This is a genomic window from Dorea sp. AM13-35 (genome assembly GCF_003473885.1).
Taxonomy (GTDB): Bacteria; Bacillota; Clostridia; order Lachnospirales; family Lachnospiraceae; genus Dorea_D; species Dorea_D hominis.
The window spans coordinates 54,140-79,413 of record NZ_QUCZ01000004.1; the positions used below are offsets into that span (position 1 = coordinate 54,140).

The window sequence follows — 25,274 nt, forward strand, 5'->3', positions numbered from 1 at the left end:
ATGACTGGCGAAATATACAGTTTAGATGAAAATGGATGGAAATGGACAGACAGTCTCTGGAAAGCGTTGGAGACTGGAGCTGTATCGAATCCGATGGCCAGGATGTGGGAAAAAAAAAGGACAGGCATAGTCAGTGTTGTAGGAGCCGGAGGTAAGACAACTGTTATCCGGAGACTCCGGGAAGAGTGTCTTGCAGAAAAAATACCGCATATTGTGTCTACGACAACACATATGCAGACCGGACCGGAAGAATGTTTTGTGAAAGAACCGGATCTGGAGCAGATAAAAAGTGTACTTGAAAAAATAGGTACGGTGTGGATGGGAATCCCCATAAGTAAAGAGAAAATGGGGAGTTTTCCGTTGGATTTTCTTATAAATGTGGAAAACTTAAATGTTTGGATGTTTCTAGAGGCAGACGGAGCAAAATGTCTGCCGGTCAAAGCGCCGAGAGATACCGAACCGGTCATTTTAAAGGGAACAACCCATGTAATTAGTGTATATGGGCTGGATGGCATTGGGCAACAGATTCAAGAATGTTGCTGCCGTCCGGAGCATGTGGCGCAGATCCTTAATAAAAATACAGATGAGATACTTGAATGGAAGGATCTGGTAAAACTTGCATTAAGTCCGCGTGGCGGAAGAAAATCTGTGACCAATGAGATGGAATATCATGTTATTTTGAATAAAGCAGATACTAAGGAACAGAAAAAACTGGCAAGGAAGATTGCAGAAGCGATCATAGAGCAGGCGCAAATGTCTGAGCGGGAAAGAGAATGTTCTGAGAATCAAGCACACTCTGTAGTAAAATCAGTTCATATCACCGACTGGTTATATAGTAAATAAAATCTATAGCAATAAAATAGTTTCTAATCAAAAGAAGGTATGCTGGAAATAAAAGATAGATCAGAAAATAAAGATTGAAAATAGAAATAAAGAGAGGAGGCAGCTATGAAAATTTTAATCAAAGGAGCGGGAGATCTGGCGACAGGTATAGCTGCCGCCTTTTTTAGAAAAGGGCATCAGGTTGTTATGACAGAGATCGCATGCCCGCTTACCGTGCGGCGGCAGGTGGCATTTTCCAGAACTGTCTATGAAAAACGTGCAGTTGTAGAAGAGATGGAAGCAGTTCTTGTAAAAGATGCAAGTCAGATGCAGCAGGCAGTCAGCAGCGGCAAAGTCGCAGTGATCGTTGATCCGGAAGCGAAGATTCGGGAAGTATATAAGCCGGATGTGTTAGTGGATGCGATTCTTGCAAAACGGAATACAGGAACGAAGAAGGGCGATGCTCCTTGCGTGATCGGGCTTGGCCCGGGATTCTGCGGAGGAAAAGACTGCTATGCGGCGCTTGAAACTATGCGTGGAGATACATTGGGAAAGATTCTGTATGACAGCACACCGATTCCGAATACCGGTGTACCCGGAGTTGTCGGCGGATACAGTATCGAGCGCCTCTTAAAAGCATCCGGGGATGGAAAGATAGAACCGATGGCTAAGATTGGTGACATTGTGGAAAAAGGGCAGATTGTTGCATACACAGGTGGAAAACCGGTGTACGCCGGAGTGGCAGGCGTTGTCCGCGGTATGCTGCAGGCAGGTATAAATGTAAAGACGGGACTTAAGATTGGGGATGTAGATCCAAGAAAAGACATATCGCTTGTATATAAGATCTCGGACAAATCCAATCTGCTTGGAATGCAGGCATGTAAAGCAGCCGAACAATATTTTTGCAGTCAGACAGGAATCGTTGTGCTGGCAGCAGGAAGATCCAGCAGATATGGAGAGAACAAGCTCCTGGCAGAGGTTGGAGGAAGTCCGATGTTCCGGCACATTTTTGAGGTGTTGAAAGAATTTCCGATGTGTGAAAAGATTGTTTCCACAAGATTTCCACAGATCATGGAAGAGGCCAAAGAGCAAGGAATTGCCGTTGCGGAAAATAATCATCCGGAGTGGGGAATCGCTTACTCTCTGCAGTGTGGATTGAAGAAGTGTCTGGAGCAGAAGCCGGATGTGAAGAAAATTCTATTCGTGGTAGGGGATCAGCCGTATCTGACAGCAGAAACACTGCGAAGACTGATGGGTGTATCTGTACAGTATCCGGGAAAGATCATCTGCGCAGGCACGCATGGAAGACCGGGAAATCCGGTGCTGTGGGATCAGAAATATTTTCAGGAGCTTCTGAAATTAGAAGGGGACATAGGTGGCAGGCAGATTATGAAAAAATATCCGGATGAAGTTATAATCTGCGAAACAACGAAGAAAGAACTTCATGATATCGATCAGAAAACAGATACAGATTTAAGCGGACAGTAATCTGTCGCAGATAAAACGTCAGTTTCGGTAAAAGGTTATGCCGGTTCTGACGCTTTTTTTATATAAACAGGAAACTGCCAGATGATTTTCAAAAAATAATTATAAAAATTTCAAACTATTTTAGCGGAGATTTCGTATCTATAAGTGAACGGATAAGAAGGAAGTGATATTGCATGCAGTCGGACAACCATTTGATCCGTAAAATAAAGAAAAAACAGAACAAAGAAGCAGCAGGACTTCTGATTGAAAGATATTACCGAGAAATCTATGCCTATACCTATCGTCAGGTTGCTTGCAAAGAACTTGCCATGGATCTGACCCAGGAAATCTTTATTCTTGTACTGAAAGGAATACGGGCTTTTGATGAAAAGAAAGGCTCTTTCCGTACATGGATTTACCGGATCGCATCGAATAAGATTACCGATTATTACAGAAGTCTTGCATACAGGAAGAGTCAGCTGGAAGGACCCTATGGGCAGGAATATGAACATACCGGAGTAAGTCCGGATATCAGTTCACAGGTGCTCCGGCAGGAAACGATAAGAGAAGTGATGGCAGTTATTGTCCGTTACGATGAACCGTGGATACAGATCTTCCAGAAGCACTGCTTTGAAGAGCAGACGTTTGCAGAAATCGCAGAAGAACTGAAGTTGTCAGAAGGAACAGTGAAAACACGATATTATAAAATGCTTGCACAGATTCGGAAGGAGGTAGCGGATAATGAATGATAAACAAAGATCGCAAGATCAGAAATGGAATGAATGGCTGGAAGAAAACTGCCGGATACAGGTTGAATATCCGGATATGGCAGAAATGGAACAGCAGAAAAACAGAATTTTGCAAAGCGCGCTTCCGGAGAAGGACAGTCTGTTTGAGCGGTTAAAGAAAATATATTATGGACCTGGACTGGGGATTATTTTTTATCGATGCACTCTGATCTGGGTAGTGATGATTTTACTTTATATAGGTGTCCTGGTTCTAAGTATTGGAACAAGAGATGCAAGGCAGACACAGATGGCGGTTGTGCTATTTGCATTTCCGGCAATGTATCTGGGCTTTTCGTTTCTGTCCTGCTGGGTAGATGAGCAGGAAGCAGTGACAGAACTTATAAATTCCATGCATTATTCCATGCATTACATTGTCGGACTCAGGATGTTTTATGCAAGTCTTGTCAGTGCTTTGATTAATTTAGGAACACTTCTGGTGCTTGGTGGACAGGCAGATACTATATTTTGGAAATTAAGCGCACTCGGAGTCAGTAGCATGTGCCTCTTTGCAGTCTTTGCATTGTATCTGTACCATCGCTTTTCATCGAGCTATGGAATTGGAGTCTTGCTTGTGCTGTGGGGAATCTTAGCTGTATTCAGTGCATGGAGCAGATATGCATGGATCAAAATTCTGCTGACAGAGCTTCCGCTGGCAATTCATTTTGCAGTGGCAGCAGGCTTCTTTATATGTTTTGTGGTCTTAACAGGAAAGGTGGAGAAAGAAAATGTTACAGTTGTCGCATATCAGTAAAAATTATGGAAAATTCTGTGCAGTCCGCGATATTTCTCTTGAACTGGAGGATGGTCTCTACGGAATGCTTGCACCGAACGGAGCCGGAAAGACAACACTTATCAAGATGATCGTTACACTCTTATACCCAACGGAAGGTACAATCACATATGACGGAATAGAAATCCAGAAAATGGGAGAAAACTACCGGGATCTTATCGGTTATCTGCCACAGCAGTTCGGTTATTACAAAAATCAGTCACCTGTGCAGTATTTAAATTATCTGGCAGCATTAAAAGCTGTGCCGAAAGAAGGATTAAAAGAGAAAATAAAGGCGCTTCTGGAGCTGGTCGGGCTTAGTGAAAGCGCAGATAAGAAAATGAAAAAATTCTCCGGTGGAATGATCCAACGTGTCGGAATCGCACAGGCATTGTTAAATGATCCGAAGATTCTTATTCTGGATGAGCCGACTGCCGGGCTTGATCCGAAAGAACGGGCAAGATTCCGTAATCTGATTTCGTCTCTGTCAAGGGATCGGATTGTGATTCTGTCTACACATATTGTGTCGGATATTGAATCGATTGCCAATCAGGTGATCATGATCAAGGATAAAAAGCTGTACCGGAAAGACATTGTAGCAAATATTTGCAGCGAGCTGGACGGCGAGATATTTGAATGTGCAGTTCCGGAGAAGGAATTTCCATTATTTGAAAAGCAGTATCTGGTGCTGGGAGCAAGACAGGAGCATGGCTATCTGAAAGTCCGCTATTATGATCCGGACGGCTCGTTTGCCAGGGCAGGAAAGCTTAAGGAAGAATGGAAACCGGTCTTATGTGCCGCTAATCTGGAAGATGTATTCCTCGTAAGTTATGGCGATGAGAAGACGGAGGTGATACTGTGAGTATTTTAATACAGGAATGTAAAAAGATGTTGTCTGTCCGTTTGTTGTTATTACTTGCGTTATTTACCGTGTTATTTTATAACATGTTTTTTGAACTGAATCTGTATCCGGCAGGTGGTCAGTGTACAGATTCGCCGTATGACATGCCCTATGCCGCTAAACTGATCCGTAAATATGGATCGACACTTCCGGTCACAGAGAAAGGAAAGATTGAAAAAGAAGTTGAAGATTTGAAAAAACAGTCAACAAAGCTGATCCGGGAAGATTCCGCCCTGATAAAGGCAGGAATTTCTGATTTTGATACGATGATGAAAGAGCGTGACCGGCTTGCGGATTATACGGATGAACAGATGTCAGAAAAAGAACAGAAAGAAAAGGAAGCAATCATGGATTTCACGTCATTCGAGACAGAAGGAGAAAAGATCATGTTCCAGATCCAGTATGCGAATAGTCTGCTGGATGATTTTGCCTTAACTGACCGTCCGGAGGTCAATCTGTTAAGAAGTGGCGCATTATATATTTTGCAGACGGATATGAGCAAAATGCCGGTAATGATATTGATCTGTTATGCCGTTCTTCTGGTAGCTTATCATGTGAGGGAACGGATTCGCGGTGTGATGCCGCTCTATAGCACAACAAAAACGGGAAGGGAGATTTATCCGATCCAGTATCTTGGCGGATTCATCTGTTGCCTGATCATTGGAGTGCTGCAGCTTCTGGCATATACAATTGTGTGGTATGCAAAAGGCATGGGAATCTTCTGGCAGTGTCCGGCATGGGAGACAAGAGGTATAGAATGTTGGATTAAAGGTATCTCATTCGGACAGTATATGGGAATATATGAGATCCTTGTATTATTGTTCTGCATCGCAGCAATGGCATTAATTTATGGACTTGCAAGACTTGCACAGGGGTATATTACCGGAGTGGTATTGTCTATCCCCGGCTGTGTAATAACAGGCGCGGCAGGTTCTGTTATATTTGAAGGTTTGTGCAGTTCGTTTAACATGTTTTCCATGAAAATGTGGGAGTTATATGCTCTGGCAGGGTGTGCCGTGCTTGCAGTATTAGTCGTATACTTCAGGCTCAGATGGGATGAAAAGAGGGATATTTTATGATAAACAGAGATAAGAAAGGGGGAAAAAATACCAGACTGACTTACCGGATCATATTTCTGGAATGTCAGAAAATATTCCGTAATCCGTTTGTCCTGCTTGTATTTCTTACTTTCCTTCTGATAAATATAGTTGTCGTGCAGAATGCATATGGTTCGCAGGATGACCAGAAATCGGTGCAGCGAACGCATCGTGTATTACAGGCGAAGGAACAGGGAAAAAAGAACAGTGACGTAGAAGTCTATAATGAATATAAGCAAGCTTATGGGAAGCTGTATGATAATCTGGATATGCTTAAAATTATGAAAATGAAAGAAAAGATGAGCCGTTACGAACCGACTGGAAAATATCAGAAGTTCATTGAGAATAATTATAAAAAACTGCAGAAGAGAACTGATGAAATTAAAGCAAGCGGTGCAGACCAGGCGGATTTTTATCCGGGAATTGTTTATTTTGTACATGGCACATTATTTGGAAAACTTGGAAAGAAACTGCTACTTGAAATTGTAGTGCTTGTCTTTCTTTCGGTGTTGTATCTGATGGATTACGAACGGGTGCAGAAAACAGAAGATCAGGTATTCGTAACAAGATGTGGAAAAGATACATTGCATTTAAAAATGATCGGTGGTATTCTTAGCGGGCTGATATACAGTGCTTTGTTATTGCTTGCAAGCTATGGATGGTTTTTAGCAAAACTGCCGCTTAAGGGGCTGTGGAAGGTGCCGGTCTCTGCAAGCATGATGGCAGAACCAAGGTTTGGAATGCTTAATCCATTTGTGACATTCTGGAATGTGAATCTGCGTTCTTATCTGCTTCTGACGCTTGTAATGTTTCTGGCAATTGCACTTCTGGCGGGTGTACTGGCAGGTGCGGGATGGTATTGCCTGAAAAACAGTTATCTTGTATTTCTGGTTTTAAGTGTACTGCTGATGGGTTCGGTGCAGGCTGCTCTGGTTCATACGACAACATTTCTGGATATTGTACTTGCCATATGTAATCCGGGAATACTGTGGATTACCTGCGGTTCCTGGTTCATAGAAAATGATCTTACGCTTTCGTTTGCGGGAAGTGAATTTTGCTGCCTTTTCGGATGTGGTATTCTGATTTTACTGCCGTATTTTATTGGAAAAAAAAGATTTCGGAAATGGGAACTGAAGTAGTTCGGAAAAAGAAATTGTGAAAAAGATTGTCTCCGTGCCCGGAAATGTCTATAATGTTTTCATAGGATAGAAGAGTGACAGGAAAATGACTGGAAAGGAGACAGACAATGGCGAACGGAACATATAAGAATATATTGGAAGAGCGCAATGCACAGACGATCGAACAGATGCGTGACAAGCAGGAAGTCGGGTGGAGCAATCCGGCATATTTACCATTTGATTTTGTGAATGGTGTCTGCGAACTGGTAGTATCGGACGCAGACATCGAAGATGCAAAAAAACGTCTGGAGAGATTTGCACCATTTATTATGAAAGAATTCCCGGAAACAAGGGAAACGGGAGGACTGATCGAATCTCCGTTAGTTGAGATCGACAAGATGCAGGAAGGCTTAAAGAAGGAATATACATGTGAGATACCGGGAAGACTGTTCCTGAAAAAAGACAGCCATCTCGCAATCGCTGGCTCTGTGAAAGCAAGAGGCGGTATTTATGAAGTATTAAAACATGCAGAAGATCTGGCACTGAAAAACGGAATATTGAAAGAACAGGATTCTTATGAAGTCTTTGCAGATGAGAAGATGAAGGAGTTTCTGTCCGGATACACGGTTCAGGTCGGCTCTACCGGTAACCTTGGCATGTCTATTGGAATTATGAGTGCGGCGCTTGGCTTTCATGTGATCGTGCATATGTCGGCTGACGCAAAACAATGGAAGAAGGACCTCCTTCGCAGCAAAGGAGTGGAAGTTATTGAATATGAGCAGGATTATTCCAGAGCAGTTGAGGAAGGCCGGAAAAATTCAGATGCTGATCCAAAGAGTTATTTTGTAGATGATGAGAAATCGGTGAATCTGTTTCTGGGATATGCAGTGGCAGCAGGGCGGCTTAAGAAACAGTTTGAAGAGCAGGGAGTTGTAGTAGATGAAGAACATCCGCTGATTGTATATATACCAGCAGGTGTTGGCGGCGCTCCGGGTGGTGTGTCTTACGGGCTGAAACGTCTCTATGGAGATCTGGTACATTGTTTCTTTGTAGAGCCGGTAGAATGTCCGTCTGTAATGCTTGGAATTGCAACGCAGAAATTTGAGCATGCCAATGTGCGGGATTATGGAATGACAGGCAAAACAGAGGCGGATGGTCTTGCATGTGCCAGTCCGTCCAGCTTTGTGACAAGAATTATGACGAACTTGCTATCGGGGGGATTCACAGTCAATGACAGCAAACTGTATGATTTCCTAAGACTTCTCTACAAGACAGAAGAGGAGCAGATTGAGCCATCCAGCTGTGCAACTTTTATCGGACCTGTCCGTTTGCTTGAAGAAGAGGAGACAAAGGCATATTGTAAGAAGCATGCTTTAACGGAGAAAATACTTAAAAATGCGACACAGATTGTGTGGGCAACCGGTGGCAGACTTGTACCGGATGAGATACGGAAAGAATATTTAGAGAAACATTTATAGAAACATTTGTAAAAAAGTGTTGACATTTTAAAATTCGCATAATATAATGTTATTCGTGTCACGGAGAGTGATGCGGATAATGCGGGTGTAGTTCAATGGTAGAACACCAGCCTTCCAAGCTGGATACGTGGGTTCGATTCCCATCACCCGCTTTTTTGTATGTTAGTAATAAGATACGAGAGGGGATTTTAGAAAAGCCGTATAGCTGCGCTTGTTAAAGCGCGGTTATGCGGCTTTTATGTTATAGCTACGAGGATCCTGACTTATAAATAAAAAAGCTGCCGGTGGCAGAGTAAAAAAGTTCTTTAAAAAGGGAGGATGCCGGGTGATCGCTTTTGCGATACCCGGCATGTATTATGAAAAAGTTTATTCAAAAGTTTAGTTGTTGCCTTTTCTTTGTATGTTTACATTATATGCAACACCTGTGAAGAAAACGTGTTGTATCAGTGAAAGAATTTTTAAAGAAAAGTGAACAAAATATGAACGTTCCAGAGCTATTTGCGATAAGCAAAAACAGGGAGCCCATCTTTGGTTGGAACCGTTACATCTCCCTGGATCAGCGGGCGTGCATAAGTAATAAATGCAGAACTGATATCTGATCCGTCACCGGTGATCCATTCGGTTGGAACTGCTTTTTCTTTATTACAGATATGATTTACATCGGCAGTGCCGTATGATAACTCATAAGGATGATCCTGACGGCGAATGAAAGTAATCATCTTACCGGTTTTGCCGGCAAGTGCAGCCTGAACGCCGTAAGTACCTGCACCGATTGCTTCTGTAAGATCGGCGGCAGAAAGCATGGAGCTGGAACAGCGCTGGCAGACATTCAGTTCGATGGAACGGACTTTTACACCGACTTTTTCTTTGACAAGATTTTCTAGGTATTTACCGGAACCGGTGAGCATCTTGTGTCCAAAGGTATCTACTCCGACATCGCTTGCATATTCACAGATAAAAGTACCTTTTCCATCGTTAATTCCTTCTGAAATGCAAACAACAAGGTTCGGTGTTGTTTTTAAAGCTTCTTTTACTTTTGCAATGAAAGCATCCGGATCAAAAGCAACTTCCGGCAGATAAATGAGAACCGGGTTATCGCCTTTAAATTTGCGGGCGAGAACGCTGGCAGCGGTCAGCCATCCGGCATGACGTCCCATGATTTCTACGATGGTAACAGACTGTTTATTGTCGTAAACAGAAGCATCTGCTGTAACTTCGCGGACAACAGAAGCAACGTATTTAGCGGCACTTCCATATCCGGGAGTGTGGTCAGTTTCTACGAGATCGTTATCAATTGTCTTCGGAACACCGATAAAACGGATCTTGCTGTTTGTTCCGGCAGCATAGCGGGAAAGCTTACTTACGGTATCCATCGAATCATTTCCGCCAATGTAGAAGAAATATCCGATGTTTTTTTCTTCGAATCTGCGGAACAGTTCCGGATAAACAGGATCAGTTAAATCCTCCGGCAGTTTGTAGCGGCAGGAGCCAAGATAAGCTCCGGGTGTTGTCCTTACAAATTCAAGTTCTCTGTTTTCGGCAAGTGCGTTCATATCCATGATGCGGTCATTTAAGAAACCTTCGATTCCATTTATCATGCCATAGACGTGACTGATCTTGTCCGGATGTGCAAGCCCTTCGGTGACAACTCCGTAGAGACTTCCGTTGATAACGGCGGTTGGTCCGCCGGACTGTCCAACGATTATATTTTTCATATTTAATCCTCCATATTAAAATATTTTATTTCGGTTTAAACAAAAACCCTGTATGACAATAATGCATACTACAGGTTCACTATAACGGAAAATAAAAATATTTACAATCCCAAAGAGAATCTTAAGAATAAATTTAACTGTTCTTTATTGGAAAATTGGGAAAAATAAGGTATACTGATTCGGGAAACGAAAGAAAGGAGAATACAATGAAGTATATTTCATTTGCAATTCCAAGTTATAATTCACAGGAATATATGGCGAAAGCAATTGAGAGCATTTTGCCGGGGAAAGAAGAAGTAGAGATTATTATTGTTAATGACGGATCTAAGGACAGAACATCTGAGATCGCACATGAATATATGGAAAAGTATCCGGACATTGTAAAGGTGGTAGACAAAGAGAATGGCGGACACGGAGACGCGGTGAATGCAGGTTTAAGTCATGCAACTGGAAAGTATTTTAAAGTAGTAGACAGCGATGACTGGGTAGATGAAGAAGCACTGCATAAGATTCTTGCACTTTTAAGAAATCTGGAAGAAGACGGTGAAGAGATTGATATGCTTATTTCCAACTATGTTTACGAGAAGGTTGGAGCAACGCATAAGAAAGTGATTCATTACAGAAATGTACTGCCACAGGATGAGATCTTCCACTGGGAGGATATCGGGCATTTCCATCTGGATCAGTATATCCTAATGCATTCGGTTATCTATCGTACAGATATGCTGAAGCTGATTCAGTTACATCTTCCGAAGCATACATTCTATGTAGATAATATTTATGTGTATTATCCACTTCCGCATGTGCGTAAAATATATTATCTGGATGTGGATTTCTACCGTTACTTTATTGGAAGAGACGATCAGTCAGTCAATGAGAAAGTAATGATCAAACGTCTTGATCAGCAGATTTTTGTTACAAAGACAATGATCGATATGTACCAGTTAAAGGATATCGGCTGTAAGAAACTAAGATCTTATATGTTGAATTATCTTGCAATTATGATGACAGTTTCTTCTATTTTATGTATTCGTTCCAAAGATAAAGAGAATCTGGCGAAGAAAAAGGAACTCTGGCAGTATCTGCGAAGAAAGGATTTCCGTAGCTTTGTAAAAATCCGCTATGGAATTCTTGGACAGACAATGAACATTCCGGGAAGATCAGGAAGAAAGATTTCTTCTCTTGCATACAGCGTTGCAAGACGTCTGATTGGATTTAATTAAAATAGAAACCAGGTATAGTTTGGAACTGTATCTGGTTCTTTTTTGCTATTTAATATCGGAGGAAGAAAGATGGAATGGAATGTATTATTTTTTGTAAACAGTGTGTTGCTGGGTGTTGGCCTTACAATGGATGCGTTTTCCGTGTCGCTGGCGAATGGGCTTAATGAGCCAAAGATGCGGAAGAAAAAAATGTGCGGAGTAGCAGGTGTATATGCATTTTTTCAGGCATTGATGCCAATGACCGGGTGGATATGTGTACATACGATCGTGCAGTATTTCCGGACGTTTGAAAAGTTTATCCCATGGATTGCGTTAATATTACTTCTTTATATCGGTGGAAAGATGCTGTGGGACGGATTTAGGAATGATGAGGAAGAAGAGAAGCCGGGTGTAGGCGCATGGGCTTTATTTGTACAGGGAGTGGCAACATCGATTGATGCGCTGTCCGTTGGATTTACAATTGCAAAATATGACTTTTTTATGGCGCTTGTCTGTTCCCTGGTCATTGCTACCGTAACGTTCTTTTTTTGTATTTCAGGACTTGCGATCGGTAAACGGTTCGGAACAAGATTTGCCGGAAAAGCAACGATCCTTGGGGGAATTATTCTGATCGTGATCGGTCTGGAGATCTTTATTGCCGGTGTATTTTAAGAGAAAAATCAAGTCACAATGGTCACAGAAAAAGCGCTGTATCATTCTGCTCCATGTTACGGTATTTTTACTCATAACAGATATTGTTGTAAATGTAGTTCCGGAAAAATAAAAACGGGAAGAAGTGTTGTCATTTATCATGAGTATGTATTATTTCAGGAAAATGAAGCGTGTACGCGGAATATACTTTCAGTAAATAAGAAAGTATTTAAGGTGTTTATATGACCAGTCAGAAATTGGAGAATCTTTTAAATCTGGCACTGGATTCTACGGAAGAAGAGAGAAAAAGATCACGGAATCTGGATGTTGGGTATGACCGGCTGGAAAGAGAGTGGGACCTGATCGTTAAATATTCCGGGGACCTGGGACGTGTAAGAAATATTGCAGTACGTGTAACGGAACTTCAGAATGAATATGCAGTCATCAGAATCGCGGAATCAAAAATAGAAGAGCTGACGGAGATTACAGAAGTTGAATATGTGGAAAAGCCGAAAAGATTATTTTTTCAGGTAGCGAATGGAAAGCGGGTATCTTGTATTAACGAAGTACAGGATACGCGTTTTTCTTTATTTGGACAGGGAATTCTGATCGGGATCATAGATTCCGGGATTGATTATGCAAATGCGGATTTCAGAGATGCAGATGGAAATACAAGAATCCGTTTTCTGTGGGATCAGTCTTTAAATCCAGAACCGGGGGAGAGCGCGCCGAAAGGATATGAAATTGGCGTGGAATATACAAGTGAGCAGATCAATGAAGCTTTACAGGAAAATTCTGTGACAGAGCGGATGGAAAGAGTGAGAAGCCGGGATGTTTCCGGGCATGGAACAGCGGTGACTGGTGTGGCAGCAGGGAATGGACGAAACAGTAATGGAAGGTATGCGGGCGTGGCGACGGAAAGTGAACTGCTGGTTGTCAAACTTGGAACACCTGATGTGGAGGGATTCCCGCGGACAACGGAGCTTATGCTGGCACTGGATTATGTTATCCGAAAAGCGTTGGAGCTTCGCATGCCGGTAGCTGTGAATTTAAGTTTTGGAAATACCTACGGTTCACATGATGGAACATCACTGGTGGAACGTTATATTGATGATATGTCAAATATGTGGAAAAGTGTTATTTGTGTCGGAACCGGAAATGAGGCGGCAAGTGCCGGGCATACATCCGGTATGCTGCAGGAAAATACAGAAACAGTCATTGAACTTGCGGTACAGGAAAATCAGCCGGCGCTGAATGTGCAGATCTGGAAAGAATATACGGATGTTGTGGAGATTTCTGTAATTGCGCCATCCGGTCTTCGAAGTACGCAGATTGCAGAAATACTTGGAACACAAAGATTTACACTGGGACAGACAGAACTGCTTATTTATTATGGGAAACCGAGTCCATACAGTACTGCACAGGAAATCTATATTGATTTTCTGCCGGTAAGCCGTTTTGTCGGCAGTGGTGTGTGGAAAATTATAATACAGCCCGTAAAGATTGTGAATGGTTTATATGAATTATGGCTTTCGGGAGATATCATGCTGAACCGCGGAACCGGGTTTTTAAAGCCAGAAGCAACGACGACGCTTACGATTCCTTCTACGGCAGGACGGGTAATATCTGTCGGTGCATATAACGGAACAACATTTTCCTATGCTGATTTTTCAGGAAGAGGTCCGCTGAGGGGAGGGGGAGGCATTGTGCAGAAGCCGGATCTGGTCGCACCGGGAGTCGATGTGACGACGGTGACAACAGGCGGCGGATATGCAGCATTTACCGGGACATCTTTTGCAACCCCTTTTGTGACAGGAGCAGCAGCACTTCTGATGGAATGGGGGATTGTGAAAGGGAATGATCCATATTTGTATGGGGAGAAGGTGAAGGCTTATCTGAGAAGGGGAGCAAAACCATTGCCGGGGTATGAGGAGAGACCGAATGCGGAGAGCGGATATGGAAGGTTATGTGTGACAGAGAGCTTGCCATAGATATACTTCTTCTTTTTCCCGAATGGACGTCCGGAATTGGAAAAAGGTTTTGGAGTTTAAAGTTCATTGTTGGAAATTGATGAAAAGACAACCTGTTTTTCCTTTTTTGCGGAAGATTCCATCAGAAGCTTTTGTTGCTTATTCTCAGAAAATCGGCTAAAATAAGTGTAGTCTAACATACGATTTTGGAGCATGAAAATGGATAAAGAACTAAGCAATAAAAAGAAGAAAAGAACATATCTGTTGCGTATCGGGAGGATGATATTAACGCTCGTTCTGATTGTATTATTTGTTTTAATGATGGCACTCGTATCCAGGATTCAGGGAACCGGGCGTGTTGTCAATTATGCCGGTCTGGTCAGAGGAAAAACACAGCGGATCATTAAGCTGGAAGATGCCGGAAAACCGCAGGATCAGATGCTACAGGATGTGCAGGATTATATCGATGGTCTTCGGGGCGGAAGTGATAAGTTACAACTTGTACGTCTGGAAGATAAGAAGTTTCAGAGTAAGATGAAAGAACTGGACGATTATTTCCAGCAGTTAAAAAAAGAAATTCTGATTGTCCGGGAGAAAGGATACGAGCATACACAGATTGTTGAAAAGAGTGAAGAGTTTTTCAAAATATGTGATGAAGCAACCGGACTTGCGGAAGTATATTCAGATAAAAGAACATCAACACTGGATGTATTGGAAAAAATTGTAATTCTTGATATATGTGGTCTGGTACTGCTCCTTGGACTGGAAGTTTTGAAGATGCTGCGTTATGCAGCGCAGAACCGTCTTTTACAGAAAAAGATTTATCTGGATGAGGCAACCGGACTTCCGAATAAAAATAAATGCGAAGAGATTCTGGAAAACGACAAAGAACTTGAAGCGGGAGCACAGATCGCAGTCTGTGTGTTTGATCTGAATAATCTGCGTATGATCAATAACAATCTCGGACATGACAAAGGGGATGCGTATATCCGGTCTTTTGCCGGACAGCTTCGCGCAGCCATGCCGGAGGATGCCTTTGTAGGCCGTGATGGTGGAGATGAATTCCTTGCAGTGCTGACAGGGAAAAATCATACCGAAGTGCAGGAGTGCCTGGCAGGTGTGAGAAAAAGTGTAAAACTGTATTCGCGGCAGCATCCGGAAATGCCGATCAGTTATGCGGCAGGATATGCTTTGTCAGATGATTATGAGCCATGTACGATGCGCATGCTGCTTAAACAGGCGGATAAGAATATGTATGTAGACAAAAACCATGCCAAGGTTCAGGAGAATGAAAGAAAAAGGAAAGAAAGCCTTCAATTGTTGGACCGGATTCGGGAAAAGCATTATGTATTTGCAAACTGTCTGTACTGTGACGCAAGGATGGATACTTATCGTATGTTAAGATCCGAAGAAGGATTTTTCCTTGCAGAAGATGGAAGTTATACGGGAGCGGCAGAACAGGTGCTGCGGGAATTTGCAGCAGATGATACAAGAAAGAAAATGCGGAAATGGCTTGAGATTGCTTCAATGGAACAGTCACTTGGCCCTGCGATGGAGAAGACAGAGTTTTCTTATCAACGTAAAGTGGGAGCGGGATATCGTTATGGAAGAATGACGGCACTTTTTGTAAATGATGCGGCAGATGGAAGACTGCATCATTTCATCCTTGGATTTGATGAATTTCACGACAGTGAGAAGATGGGTACAGATGAAAAATTTCAACTGACGAGATATTATGAGCAGATGAAACAGTCCATTCTGGAGAACGGCAATTATGTAGAAGCACTGATGGAAACCGCACAGGCAATTTATACGGTAGATCTGACCAATGACTGCCTGAAGAGTATTTTCTACCATACCGGAAGACACGAATTTGCGGTAGATGCAAAGACACCGTGTTCCTATGACCTCTATTGTCAGGAACGACAGCAGTATGTTGCAGAAGAGACACTGGAGAATTATCGGATCGTAGATTCGTCTTCCAAGCTGCTGGAACGTTATCTGAATGGCGAAAAACAGGTTACGGTAGAATATCAGGAACGGAATCATACAGGAAAATATGTCTGGATGCAGAAAACAGTTCTTATGTCACTGGACACGTTATTTGACAGTAAAACAGGAAAAAGAAGTACAGTGATCCAGGGAATGATCCTGTTCAAAAATACTTCGCTGTTTCATGCAAAAGAACAGCAGGAGAGAGAACGTCTGCAGGTCGCTTATGAAACTGCAGATTCAGAGAACAAAGCCAAAACAGAATTTATGAACCGTATGAGTCATGATATTCGCACACCGATTAATGGAATTGCCGGAATGATAGATATTATTCAAAAAAACCGGGATGACAAAGAGAAACTGGACGATTGCTTAAGAAAGCTTCGACTTTCTACAGATCATTTACAGGCGTTGGTAAATGATGTACTTGAAGTGAATAAAATCTCATCGGGAAAAATGAAACTTGGTAAAGAACCATTTAATCTGGAAGAATTGATGGATGAAGTAAGTGCACTTCTGGATATCCAGATTAAAGAAAACGGAATTACGCATGAAAAGCACAGAATTGATCTCAGGCATGTAAAATTGATTGGAAGTCCGCTGCATTTACGTCAGATTTTAATTAATCTTTTTAGTAATTCAATCAAATATAATAAAGAAAACGGACATATTGACACGTATGTACAAGAAGTGAAATATAATGCTACACATGCATTGTATGAATTTAAGATTGTCGATACCGGTATCGGTATGAGTAAAGAATTTATTGCAAATCAGATTTATAAGCCATTTACACAGGAAAAGACAGATGCGCGTACACAGTACAAAGGAACAGGCCTTGGAATGTCGATCGTGCGGGGACTGATTGATAAGATGCATGGAAGTATTAAAGTAAAAAGTGTGCTTGGTGAAGGCTCTGTATTTATTGTACAGATTCCATTTGAACTGGATACTGCCGAATATGAGACAGACATATCAGAAAAAGAAAAAACGGATAAATCACTTAAAGGAGTGCATGTTTTACTGGTAGAAGATAATGATATCAATATGGAAGTTGCACAGTTCTATCTGGAAGATGCCGGGGCAACGGTAGAAAAAGCATGGAACGGACAGGAAGCAGTTGATATGGTGAGTAAAAACTGTAACTATGATGTGATCTTAATGGATCTGATGATGCCGGTGATGGACGGTATGGAAGCAGCGAGAAGAATCAGGAAGCTGGAAACTGACCATGCAAAAAATGTCCCAATTCTGGCAATGACTGCACAAAGTGCCTCAGACAGCGAACAGATGTGTAAGGATGCGGGAATGAACGGATATGTGGCGAAGCCGGTGGCTGCAAAGCTATTGACAATAGAAATCAGAAAGGCAATGCAGTGCTGATTTTACATAAAATTTTCCTGGATTTACGAATATATCGATAGATAGAATCGGAAAAATAAGGTACTATTTTGCTTTATAAAGGAGTAAAATCATGACAAAAAAGAAGAAAAAAAGTGTAAAAAAAGACAGGCAGGAAAAAAGATTGCAATGCCTGTCTGAAAAAGAACAACAGAAGATAGATGATATTGCGGAATGTCTGGCTGAAACAGAATATCAAATTAAATGCCAGTGTGCGATAGACATTCTTATAGCGAAACTACAGATGATTAATACAGAATTATCCAAACAAAAAGGAAGAACGGTTGTGAATCAGATCAGCAGCCGGAAGAAGAGTGCAGAAAGTATTTACGCAAAACTGGTACGAAAAGGCTATAAGACAGATTTCCAGACGGCAGCGGAGAAATTGAATGACCTTGTAGGCGTTCGCGTGGTCTGCCCGTTTGAAGATGAAGTATATGAAGTCGCAAATATATTAAAAGCGCAGGGAGATGTAGAAGTTCTTAAGGAGAAGGACTACATCAAGGTACCGAAAAAGAATGGTTATAAGAGTCTGCATATTACGTTGGAAATCCCGATTTATTTTGCAAAAGGTTCTCAGAAGCAGAAAGTAGAAGTGCAGTTTCGGACAGTTGCGATGGATTACTGGTCTGTGTTGGATTATCAGTTGTTTTATAAGAAGCAGCTGGACGGCAGCGATGAAGTGGCAGCAGAATTAAAGAAATATGCAGAGGATATTGCAAAACTGGACGCCCGGATGTTAAAACTCCGAGACAAGATTGAGAAGATATAAAGTTATAAATGGCACAGGAGTTTACTGAAGTACCTGTGCCATATCGTCAGGAAGCGGTGCGGTAAATTCCATTGTCTCACCGGTGATCGGATGTGTAAAAGACAATTTGTGAGAATGAAGAGCCTGTCTTGTAATATGTTCCATGTCGGGATTATACAGATAATCGCCAATGAGTGGAAAACCAAGGTAGCGCATGTGGATCCGGATCTGATGGGTGCGGCCTGTCTCCAGACGGAGGGAGACAAGGCTGTGCCCGTTTTTTTCATCCATGACATGGTAGTGCGTGATCGCTTTTTCTCCATTTTCAAAATCTACCGTCCGTTCAATGATCGTTCCGGGTTTGCGACCAAGAGGCGCATTGATCGTGCCTTCGGACGGTGTGACAGAACCTTTGCAGATAGCGAGGTATTCCCGGTGGATACGCCGCTCCTTTACCATAGTGGATAAAATGCTTCCGCTCACCAGATGCTTGGCAACAACTGTCAGCCCGGAAGTATCCCGGTCTAAGCGGTTGCAGCAACGGAAAATAAAAGGTTTTCCCTGTTCCTGATAGTACCATGCAAGCGCATTTGCCATCGATTCGGTGTAATGATTCAAGGACGGATGGATCGGCATACCGGCGGCTTTATTTATAACAACGATATCTTCATCTTCATAGACAATATCAAGTGGATGATAAACCGGAGGGATCTTTTCCGAACAGGCAGTTTCACAGATTTTGATAACAAGATCATCACCGGTTTTTAAAGTCTGGCGCATATAATAATGTTCTCCGTTTACGAGAACGCTTTTGGGCATACGCTTGATCTCGGCAAGATTCTGACCGGAATAACCTTTGCGGCGTAAAAACTGCTCCACGCGGAGTCCGTTTTGCTCTTCTGTTATTTTATATTCAATCGTTCGATTCATTGCATTTCTCCTGAAAATTCATTATCATAATAATGGAACATTGGTATCATATCATAAGATAAAACGGACACTCAAGAGGAGAGGACGAAAATGACAGGATTAAGTACACTATGTTATATAGAAAAAGACGGAAAATATCTGATGCTTCACAGAACGGTGAAGAAAAATGATGTAAATAAAGATAAATGGATCGGAGTCGGAGGACATTTTGAAGTGGATGAAAGTCCGGAAGAGTGTCTTCTTCGCGAAGTAAAAGAAGAGACCGGCTATACGCTGACATCTTATCAGTACCGCGGAATCGTGACCTTTGTATCCGGTGGCGGTGTGACAGAATATATGTCTTTATTTACTGCAGATGGATTTGAAGGAGAACCGATTCCATGCGATGAAGGCGAACTGGAATGGGTGGATATCGAAGAAGTATGGCATCTGAATATCTGGGAGGGAGATAAGATCTTCTTCCGTCTGTTGGATGAACAGAAAGAATTTTTCTCTTTGAAATTGACCTATGATGGCGGAGACAAGCTGGTTGCAGCAGCATTGAATGGAAAGCCTATGGAGCTTTTCGATGTACTGGATGAAAATGGAAATAAAACCGGCATAACAAAAGAGCGCGGTGTGGTGCATAGAGAAGGAAGTCCGCATGCAACGGTCCATATGTGGATTGTCCGTGAAAAAGAGACAGAACATGGCAGAGATTATGATGTTTTGCTTCAAAAGCGAAGTGCTTGCAAGGATTCCAATCCGGGTTGTTACGATATATCTTCCGCAGGACATGTGGAGGCAGGCGCAGAACTTCTGGAATCCGCAATCCGCGAAATGGGAGAAGAACTGGGACTTGCTGTCGCGGCAGAAGATCTTCATTATGTCGGTGTTCACAATGCGGCATTTGAAGCGGAGTTTTACGGCCACATGTTCCGTGATAAAGAATTCAGCAGTGTCTATGTCTATACAAAGCCGGTAGATATCGCGGATCTTAAATTACAGGAGTCAGAAGTTGAATCGGTAAAATGGATGGACTATGAAGAATGTCTGAAGGGTGTGCAGGACGGAAGCCTGCCGAACTGTATTTATGAAGATGAGTTTCGGATGGTGCGGGAGTACCTCGAGAAGCATATGTAGAAGTTGAAGGAATCGGTGACTGCTGGGGATTGCAGGAAGTGATGATATTTTAAACTACAAGTTTAATGAGCAACCCTTGACTTTTCAGCGGCATCTCCCTATAATGATATCCAGACGAAAGACGTCTGCACACCAGTAGTCTACACATAAGGGCTTGTACTGGTTTCGACGGGGGTCTGGAAGTTGGAGAAGCCATCCGTAGCGGGACACTACGTTAAAAGTTCCAACTAAATATAAACGCAGACGAAAATTTAGCGTACGCAGCCTAATTAGGCGGCAGTCGGCCCGGAATCATCCGCTGTTCCGGTAACCGGCTTCAAACAGGCGGAGCACTTCGTTTCCAAAGCTTTGCGGAGATGGAAGAACTTATGAAGCTACTAAAACGGATAACCTGTCATTAGGTGATTCGCGGAGGGAATGTCAGAATAATGACTGTGATGGGAGATGCTCTGATGGATGGGCTTTCGGACGCGGGTTCAACTCCCGCCAGGTCCACTAAAACTGAACAAGTCGAATTTGGTATATGATATTATCGTATACAGGAATATGTTTTGTTTGGGGTATCGAAGAAAATAAAAGTAACGGCATTGTATGTTGCGAAAGTGAAATACAATGTCGTTATTTTTATGGTATAACAACAGGAGGCAATTTCAATATGACAGAATGGGAAAAACGGAAAAGAAAAAGAGTATTCCAAATCCATTAAAATCATATATAATAGACGGTAGTTTGAAAGATTGATTGGAGGTCATGAATATGAATGAAATAATAAAAGCAATGGAAGAACGCCGCAGTATCCGCAAATTCAAACCGGACATGCCGGCAAAGCAGGATTTGGAGCAGATCATTGAAGCAGGTCTGTATGCAGCAAATGGCATGGGACAGCAGGCAACTATTACAATCGCTGTGACAAATAAAGAACTTCGCGATGAGTTATCAGAGATCAACCGCAAGATTGGTGGCTGGGATGAAGGCTTTGATCCATTTTACGGTGCACCGGCGATTTTGCTTGTGTTAGCAAATAAGGAGAGATCCACTTACGTTTACGATGGAAGTCTTGTTATGGGAAATATGATGCTTGCCGCACATACACTGGGACTTGGAAGCATCTGGATCCACCGTGCAAAAGAAGAATTTGAGATGACGGAATACAAGCAATTATTGAAGAAATTAGGAATCGAAGGCGAATGGGAAGGAATTGCCCACTGTGCTGTCGGATATACAGACGGAGAACTGCCGCAGGCAGCAGACAGAAAAGACGGAAGAGTATTCTGGATCGAGTAAAAAGTAATAGCGTTATATAAACAGAGAGAAAACAATATGCTGATCAGACAGTTGAAAGGAAGGACAGAAGAATGGCAGATATAGCAGATATTTATACAGCGGCATCAGACCGTTATGAGAAGATGACATACAACCGTGTCGGAAGAAGTGGACTTAAATTCCCGGCTGTGTCACTTGGATTGTGGCATAATTTCGGATCAAAAGATAATTATGACAACATGAAGAAAATGTGCAGAACCGCATTTGACAATGGAATTACGCAGTTTGATGTGGCAAATAATTATGGTCCGGTGTATGGAAGTGCCGAGAAGAGTCTTGGAAGGATTTTAAAAGACGATTTTATGCCATACCGGGACGAGCTGGTCATTGCAACGAAAGCAGGATATGATATGTGGGATGGTCCTTATGGGGACGGCGGCAGCAGAAAATATCTGATGGCAAGTCTCGATCAGAGTCTGAAGCGGTTAGGATTGGATTATGTAGATGTATTTTATCATCACAGAATGGATCCGAATACACCACTGGAAGAGACGATGGATGCTCTTACCGATATTGTGCGCAGTGGAAAAGCACTGTATGCAGGCGTATCAAATTATAACGAAGAATATACAAAACGGGCGGTAGAGTTGCTGCGTGAAAGACATTGTCCGTTTATCGTAAATCAGCGCCGCTATTCAATTTATGACCGGACGATTGAAGAGGATGGTGTAAAAGACTGTTGCAGGGAAAACGGTGTTGGAATTATTGCGTTCAGTCCACTGGCGCAGGGGTGTCTGACAGATAAATACTTGCATGGAATTCCAGAAGACAGCCGCGCAGCGAGAGATCCGCGATTTTTACACAAATCCGATATTACAGCGGAACTGGTAAAGAAAACAACAGCGTTGAATGAAATCGCAAAGCTTCGTGGACAGTCACTGGCGCAAATGGCGCTTGCGTGGATTTTAAAAGATGGAGACGTATGTTCCGTATTGATCGGAGCATCCAGACCGGAACAGATCCTGGATAATATTGCAGCATTGCAAAATATATCATTTACAAAAGAAGAACTGGATGCGATTGATCGGATCAGCAAAGCATAAAGATGATGCGGAGAAAAAGGAAAGAGTCATTAAAAGTTAAAAATATGTAACAAATGTTACAAAAATATTTTCAAAATATAGTATAATAATAACTGAAAAACAGAAAAACTAACTTTAAGAAGAATAAAAGAAAGGACGATAGATATGGCAGTGATTCATGTGACAAATGATACTTTTGAACAGGAAGTATTACAGGCAAAAGAACCGGTACTGGTTGATTTCTGGGCAACCTGGTGTGGACCGTGCCAGATGGTGGGACCGATCATAGAAGAGATTGCAGAGGAAAGAACAGATATTAAAGTGTGCAAGATTGATGTGGATGAGAACCCAGAGATTGCAAGACAGTACAAGGTATTTTCCATTCCGATGCTGTTTGTATTCAAGAATGGAGAAGTGGCAGCCAGAACCGTAGGCGCACAGTCAAAAGAAACTATTTTAGAGATGCTTTAGAATAATAAAAATAAGAGGCAGGAAATATGTAGTGGGGTACTTCCTCAAAGGTGCGTAATATTTCCTGTCTCTTATTTTATTTCATCCAAGAATTTTCCGGTTTTTGTATTTAAATAGTAGAGCTGTAATATTTTGCAAAAATATGTTAAGAATTTGTCAGATATGAATATTGTTGGTTTTTTGCGCGCTTTCTATACTAAAAACAGATTTTATACGAAAGGAGCAAAAAAATGAATCACACAATGTATGAACATGTATTGCAACCGATTCAGATCGGACCAATGAAGTTAAAAAACAGAGTATCTTTTACTCCGGTCTGGCCTAGTTTTGCGACGGGAGACGGACATGTAAATCGCGAATTAATGGAATGGGTAAGAGATATTGTAAAAGGGGGAGTTGCCTGTATTAATATTGGGTGCGGATGTGTAAATAGAAATATTCCGCCTGTAGTTACACATTTACTGCGAATGTCTGAAGAATCGGTGGTTAATGAGATGATGTCACTGACAGATCTTGCACATATGTATCAGGCAAAAATCGGGATAGAGTTGTTTGCAATTAATTTTTATGCAGGATCTTTTGAAAAGCGTGATGAAGGAAAGAATGTTGCGGTAGAGCTGGATCCTACAGATTTAACAAAAGAACAGCTGAAAGAAATTATTGAAGATTTTGCAAATGCAGCGGAGCGGGCAAAACGTTGCGGATTTGACAGTCTGGTTGTGCATGGAGCGCATGGACAGCTTCCGGGGTGTTTTTTATCTAAAGTGATTAATCGAAGAACAGATGAATATAGTGCGGATACAATCGAAAATGCATCAAGATTTACAAAAGAACTTTTAGCAGCAATTCGAAAAAAAATAGGAAATACAATGGCAATTGAATATCGAATCAATGCAAGTGATATGATAGAAGGCTCACCGTCATTGGATGATGAGATCGCATTTGCCCGGGAAATTGAAGATAAAATTGATTTGTTGCATGTATCGAGAGGCCTGCATGCAATGCAGAATCTTGCACCATATATGAATCAGCCATTATACTATCCGCATGGAATCAATCTGGAAGATGCATCTAAGATGAAAGAAAAATTACATATTCCAGTGACGGCTGTTGGTTCAGTTACTTTGGAGCAGGCAGATGAATATATAAAAAACGGAAAACTGGATATGGTTTCCATGGCACGAGGACTGATGGCTGATCCATATATGGTGAAAAATGCCTGTTATGGGAAAGAAGAGAAAACGCGTCCTTGTATTCGATGCAATAATTGTATTAACCGTACACACTATTTTATGGCTCCGGTAAGATGTTCTGTAAATGCAGAAATGGGAATGGAAACCTTATATATGAACATAGGGAAAACAAGAAGTAAAAAAGTGGCAGTCATAGGAGGCGGTGCAGCCGGAATGGAAGCGGCAAGAACCGCAGCGGACAGAGGTCATCTGGTTACTTTGTATGAAAAATCAGACCGTCTGGGCGGTGTATTAAATATAGCGGCAGCACCTGCATTTAAAGAAGATTTGAAAAAATATCTGGAGTGGTCGGTTCGTGCAACGGAAGAGGATGAACGAATTGTAATAAAGAAAAATACAGTTGCAACCGCACAGAGATTAAAAGAGGAAAAATATGATGTGATTTTGGTTGCAATTGGGGCAAAACCAATACTTCCGCAAGACTTTATTGTAGAAAATAAAACGTTCTGGGTAGGAGATGTTGAAACAGAAAAAGTACAGACCGGAAAGGAAGTCGTAATTGTCGGAGGAGGACTTACTGGATGTGAGTGTGCCTTAAATCTTGCAAAAAAGGGAAAAAAGTAACGGTTGTGGATATGATTTCAGAGGAAGAATTTGGAAAAGGAGGCGCTAAATTTAACCAGATTGCCTTGTTAGACATGCTGAAAAAAAGAGATGTTTGCTTCAAAGGAAAGAGAAAATTAAAAGAAGTGACGGAAGAAGGAGCCATTTTTGAAATGGAAGATGGAGAAAAAGAGACAATTAAGTGTGAGCAGGTGATACTTTCGCTTGGAGTCAGACCGGAAGAAACGTTGATCAGACAGTTTGAATGCTGTGCTCCGGAAGTTATAAATATTGGTGATTGCAGTGTGAATGCGGGTAATTTATACCATGCTGTACATTCTGCACACGAGGCAGCTTCAACTATTTAATTGAGTATAGAAAAATAATGAAAGCCAAAATGCTGTGTTTTAGCAGTGCTTTGGCTTTTTTAGTTGCCATAACTTCCGGAGGATGCTGCCAGTGGCAGGATCTGTAGGTGTAACTAAAAG

Annotated in this window: 19 protein-coding genes, 1 tRNA gene, 1 other RNA gene and 1 pseudogene; 20 read left to right on the forward strand and 2 right to left on the reverse strand. The window is 42.0% G+C overall.

What is annotated here, in order from left to right; all coding sequences use genetic code 11:
* The 9 genes from yqeC to DW152_RS06020 all read left to right on the forward strand — a co-directional run bounded on the left by yqeC (position 1) and on the right by DW152_RS06020 (position 8,592).
* Positions 1-843, forward strand: a complete 843-nt coding sequence (yqeC, locus tag DW152_RS05980) for a selenium cofactor biosynthesis protein YqeC (protein ID WP_117536810.1) — start codon at positions 1-3, stop codon at positions 841-843.
* A gap of 105 nt (positions 844-948) precedes the next feature.
* Positions 949-2,310, forward strand: coding sequence for a selenium-dependent molybdenum cofactor biosynthesis protein YqeB (gene yqeB / locus DW152_RS05985; RefSeq protein ID WP_117536809.1), 1,362 nt, complete (start codon positions 949-951; stop codon positions 2,308-2,310).
* 173 nt (positions 2,311-2,483) lie between these two features.
* Positions 2,484-3,038 carry an RNA polymerase sigma factor gene (locus tag DW152_RS05990; protein WP_117536808.1) on the forward strand — a complete coding sequence of 185 codons (555 nt, stop codon included), beginning with the start codon at positions 2,484-2,486 and terminating at the stop codon, positions 3,036-3,038.
* Positions 3,031-3,828: a hypothetical protein gene (locus DW152_RS05995; RefSeq protein WP_117536807.1), complete on the forward strand. Its 798-nt coding sequence runs from the start codon at positions 3,031-3,033 to the stop codon at positions 3,826-3,828. Before DW152_RS05990 ends, DW152_RS05995 begins: the two co-directional genes overlap by 8 nt.
* Positions 3,803-4,708, forward strand: a complete 906-nt coding sequence (locus DW152_RS06000; protein ID WP_117536806.1) for an ABC transporter ATP-binding protein — start codon at positions 3,803-3,805, stop codon at positions 4,706-4,708. Before DW152_RS05995 ends, DW152_RS06000 begins: the two co-directional genes overlap by 26 nt.
* Positions 4,705-5,826, forward strand: a complete 1,122-nt coding sequence (locus DW152_RS06005; RefSeq protein WP_117536805.1) for an ABC transporter permease — start codon at positions 4,705-4,707, stop codon at positions 5,824-5,826. The genes DW152_RS06000 and DW152_RS06005 overlap by 4 nt, the downstream gene beginning before the upstream one ends.
* A complete protein-coding gene (locus tag DW152_RS06010) occupies positions 5,823-6,983 on the forward strand; it encodes a hypothetical protein (protein ID WP_117536804.1) in 1,161 nt (386 codons plus the stop codon). The genes DW152_RS06005 and DW152_RS06010 overlap by 4 nt, the downstream gene beginning before the upstream one ends.
* A 107-nt stretch (positions 6,984-7,090) precedes the next feature.
* Positions 7,091-8,440, forward strand: coding sequence for a D-serine ammonia-lyase (locus tag DW152_RS06015; protein ID WP_117536803.1), 1,350 nt, complete (start codon positions 7,091-7,093; stop codon positions 8,438-8,440).
* An 81-nt stretch (positions 8,441-8,521) separates the two neighbouring features.
* A tRNA-Gly gene (locus DW152_RS06020) sits at positions 8,522-8,592 on the forward strand.
* Positions 8,593-8,934: 342 nt separating this feature from the next.
* Here the strand turns inward: DW152_RS06020 and DW152_RS06025 are convergent.
* Positions 8,935-10,155, reverse strand: a complete 1,221-nt coding sequence (locus DW152_RS06025; protein ID WP_117536802.1) for a 6-phosphofructokinase — start codon at positions 10,153-10,155, stop codon at positions 8,935-8,937.
* A gap of 206 nt (positions 10,156-10,361) precedes the next feature.
* On the opposite strand from DW152_RS06025, the gene DW152_RS06030 reads away from it, so the two are divergent.
* From DW152_RS06030 to DW152_RS06050, 5 genes are all read left to right on the forward strand, one after another.
* Positions 10,362-11,378, forward strand: a complete 1,017-nt coding sequence (locus DW152_RS06030) for a glycosyltransferase family 2 protein (protein WP_117536801.1) — start codon at positions 10,362-10,364, stop codon at positions 11,376-11,378.
* A 69-nt stretch (positions 11,379-11,447) separates the two neighbouring features.
* Entirely contained in the window at positions 11,448-12,029 is a 582-nt protein-coding gene (locus tag DW152_RS06035; RefSeq protein ID WP_117536800.1) for a manganese efflux pump MntP, read from the forward strand.
* 221 nt (positions 12,030-12,250) lie between these two features.
* Positions 12,251-13,999 carry a S8 family peptidase gene (locus DW152_RS06040; RefSeq protein ID WP_117536798.1) on the forward strand — a complete coding sequence of 583 codons (1,749 nt, stop codon included), beginning with the start codon at positions 12,251-12,253 and terminating at the stop codon, positions 13,997-13,999.
* Positions 14,000-14,197: 198 nt separating this feature from the next.
* On the forward strand, positions 14,198-17,353 hold the full coding sequence (locus tag DW152_RS06045) for a response regulator (protein WP_243059828.1): 3,156 nt from the start codon (positions 14,198-14,200) through the stop codon (positions 17,351-17,353).
* 91 nt (positions 17,354-17,444) lie between these two features.
* Entirely contained in the window at positions 17,445-18,143 is a 699-nt protein-coding gene (locus DW152_RS06050; RefSeq protein ID WP_021860891.1) for a GTP pyrophosphokinase, read from the forward strand.
* Positions 18,144-18,164: 21 nt separating this feature from the next.
* Here DW152_RS06050 and DW152_RS06055 read toward each other — a convergent pair whose 3' ends face one another.
* Complete coding sequence (locus DW152_RS06055; RefSeq protein WP_117536796.1) at positions 18,165-19,052, reverse strand: RluA family pseudouridine synthase; 888 nt, start codon at positions 19,050-19,052, stop codon at positions 18,165-18,167.
* Positions 19,053-19,142: 90 nt separating this feature from the next.
* On the opposite strand from DW152_RS06055, the gene DW152_RS06060 reads away from it, so the two are divergent.
* From DW152_RS06060 to DW152_RS06085, 6 genes and pseudogenes are all read left to right on the forward strand, one after another.
* Positions 19,143-20,174, forward strand: a complete 1,032-nt coding sequence (locus DW152_RS06060; protein ID WP_117536795.1) for an NUDIX domain-containing protein — start codon at positions 19,143-19,145, stop codon at positions 20,172-20,174.
* A 150-nt stretch (positions 20,175-20,324) separates the two neighbouring features.
* Positions 20,325-20,672: a transfer-messenger RNA gene (ssrA, locus tag DW152_RS06065) on the forward strand.
* A gap of 258 nt (positions 20,673-20,930) precedes the next feature.
* Complete coding sequence (locus tag DW152_RS06070; protein WP_118288187.1) at positions 20,931-21,458, forward strand: nitroreductase; 528 nt, start codon at positions 20,931-20,933, stop codon at positions 21,456-21,458.
* A 71-nt stretch (positions 21,459-21,529) separates the two neighbouring features.
* The gene (locus tag DW152_RS06075) at positions 21,530-22,540 is read left to right on the forward strand and encodes an aldo/keto reductase (protein ID WP_199663821.1); all 1,011 of its coding nucleotides are present in this window, start codon (positions 21,530-21,532) and stop codon (positions 22,538-22,540) included.
* Between the two features lie 144 nt (positions 22,541-22,684).
* Positions 22,685-22,990, forward strand: a complete 306-nt coding sequence (gene trxA, locus DW152_RS06080) for a thioredoxin (protein WP_118288188.1) — start codon at positions 22,685-22,687, stop codon at positions 22,988-22,990.
* A 281-nt stretch (positions 22,991-23,271) separates the two neighbouring features.
* Positions 23,272-25,154 (forward strand): annotated as a pseudogene (locus tag DW152_RS06085) (oxidoreductase).
* Positions 25,155-25,274 lie beyond the last annotated feature (120 nt).

Bases quoted from the DNA above. Each gene is read 5' to 3' on its own strand.
- DW152_RS06045 (WP_243059828.1), top strand. From the start codon at position 14,198: ATGGATAAAGAACTAAGCAATAAAAAGAAGAAAAGAACATATCTGTTG.
- DW152_RS06070 (WP_118288187.1), top strand. From the start codon at position 20,931: ATGAATGAAATAATAAAAGCAATGGAAGAACGCCGCAGTATCCGCAAA.
- DW152_RS06075 (WP_199663821.1), top strand. From the start codon at position 21,530: ATGGCAGATATAGCAGATATTTATACAGCGGCATCAGACCGTTATGAG.
- yqeC (WP_117536810.1), top strand. From the start codon at position 1: ATGACTGGCGAAATATACAGTTTAGATGAAAATGGATGGAAATGGACA.
- DW152_RS06040 (WP_117536798.1), top strand. From the start codon at position 12,251: ATGACCAGTCAGAAATTGGAGAATCTTTTAAATCTGGCACTGGATTCT.
- DW152_RS05990 (WP_117536808.1), top strand. From the start codon at position 2,484: ATGCAGTCGGACAACCATTTGATCCGTAAAATAAAGAAAAAACAGAAC.
- DW152_RS06035 (WP_117536800.1), top strand. From the start codon at position 11,448: ATGGAATGGAATGTATTATTTTTTGTAAACAGTGTGTTGCTGGGTGTT.
- DW152_RS05995 (WP_117536807.1), top strand. From the start codon at position 3,031: ATGAATGATAAACAAAGATCGCAAGATCAGAAATGGAATGAATGGCTG.
- DW152_RS06000 (WP_117536806.1), top strand. From the start codon at position 3,803: ATGTTACAGTTGTCGCATATCAGTAAAAATTATGGAAAATTCTGTGCA.
- DW152_RS06055 (WP_117536796.1), bottom strand. From the start codon at position 19,052: ATGAATCGAACGATTGAATATAAAATAACAGAAGAGCAAAACGGACTC.
- yqeB (WP_117536809.1), top strand. From the start codon at position 949: ATGAAAATTTTAATCAAAGGAGCGGGAGATCTGGCGACAGGTATAGCT.
- DW152_RS06015 (WP_117536803.1), top strand. From the start codon at position 7,091: ATGGCGAACGGAACATATAAGAATATATTGGAAGAGCGCAATGCACAG.
- DW152_RS06010 (WP_117536804.1), top strand. From the start codon at position 5,823: ATGATAAACAGAGATAAGAAAGGGGGAAAAAATACCAGACTGACTTAC.
- DW152_RS06050 (WP_021860891.1), top strand. From the start codon at position 17,445: ATGACAAAAAAGAAGAAAAAAAGTGTAAAAAAAGACAGGCAGGAAAAA.
- DW152_RS06030 (WP_117536801.1), top strand. From the start codon at position 10,362: ATGAAGTATATTTCATTTGCAATTCCAAGTTATAATTCACAGGAATAT.
- DW152_RS06025 (WP_117536802.1), bottom strand. From the start codon at position 10,155: ATGAAAAATATAATCGTTGGACAGTCCGGCGGACCAACCGCCGTTATC.
- DW152_RS06060 (WP_117536795.1), top strand. From the start codon at position 19,143: ATGACAGGATTAAGTACACTATGTTATATAGAAAAAGACGGAAAATAT.
- trxA (WP_118288188.1), top strand. From the start codon at position 22,685: ATGGCAGTGATTCATGTGACAAATGATACTTTTGAACAGGAAGTATTA.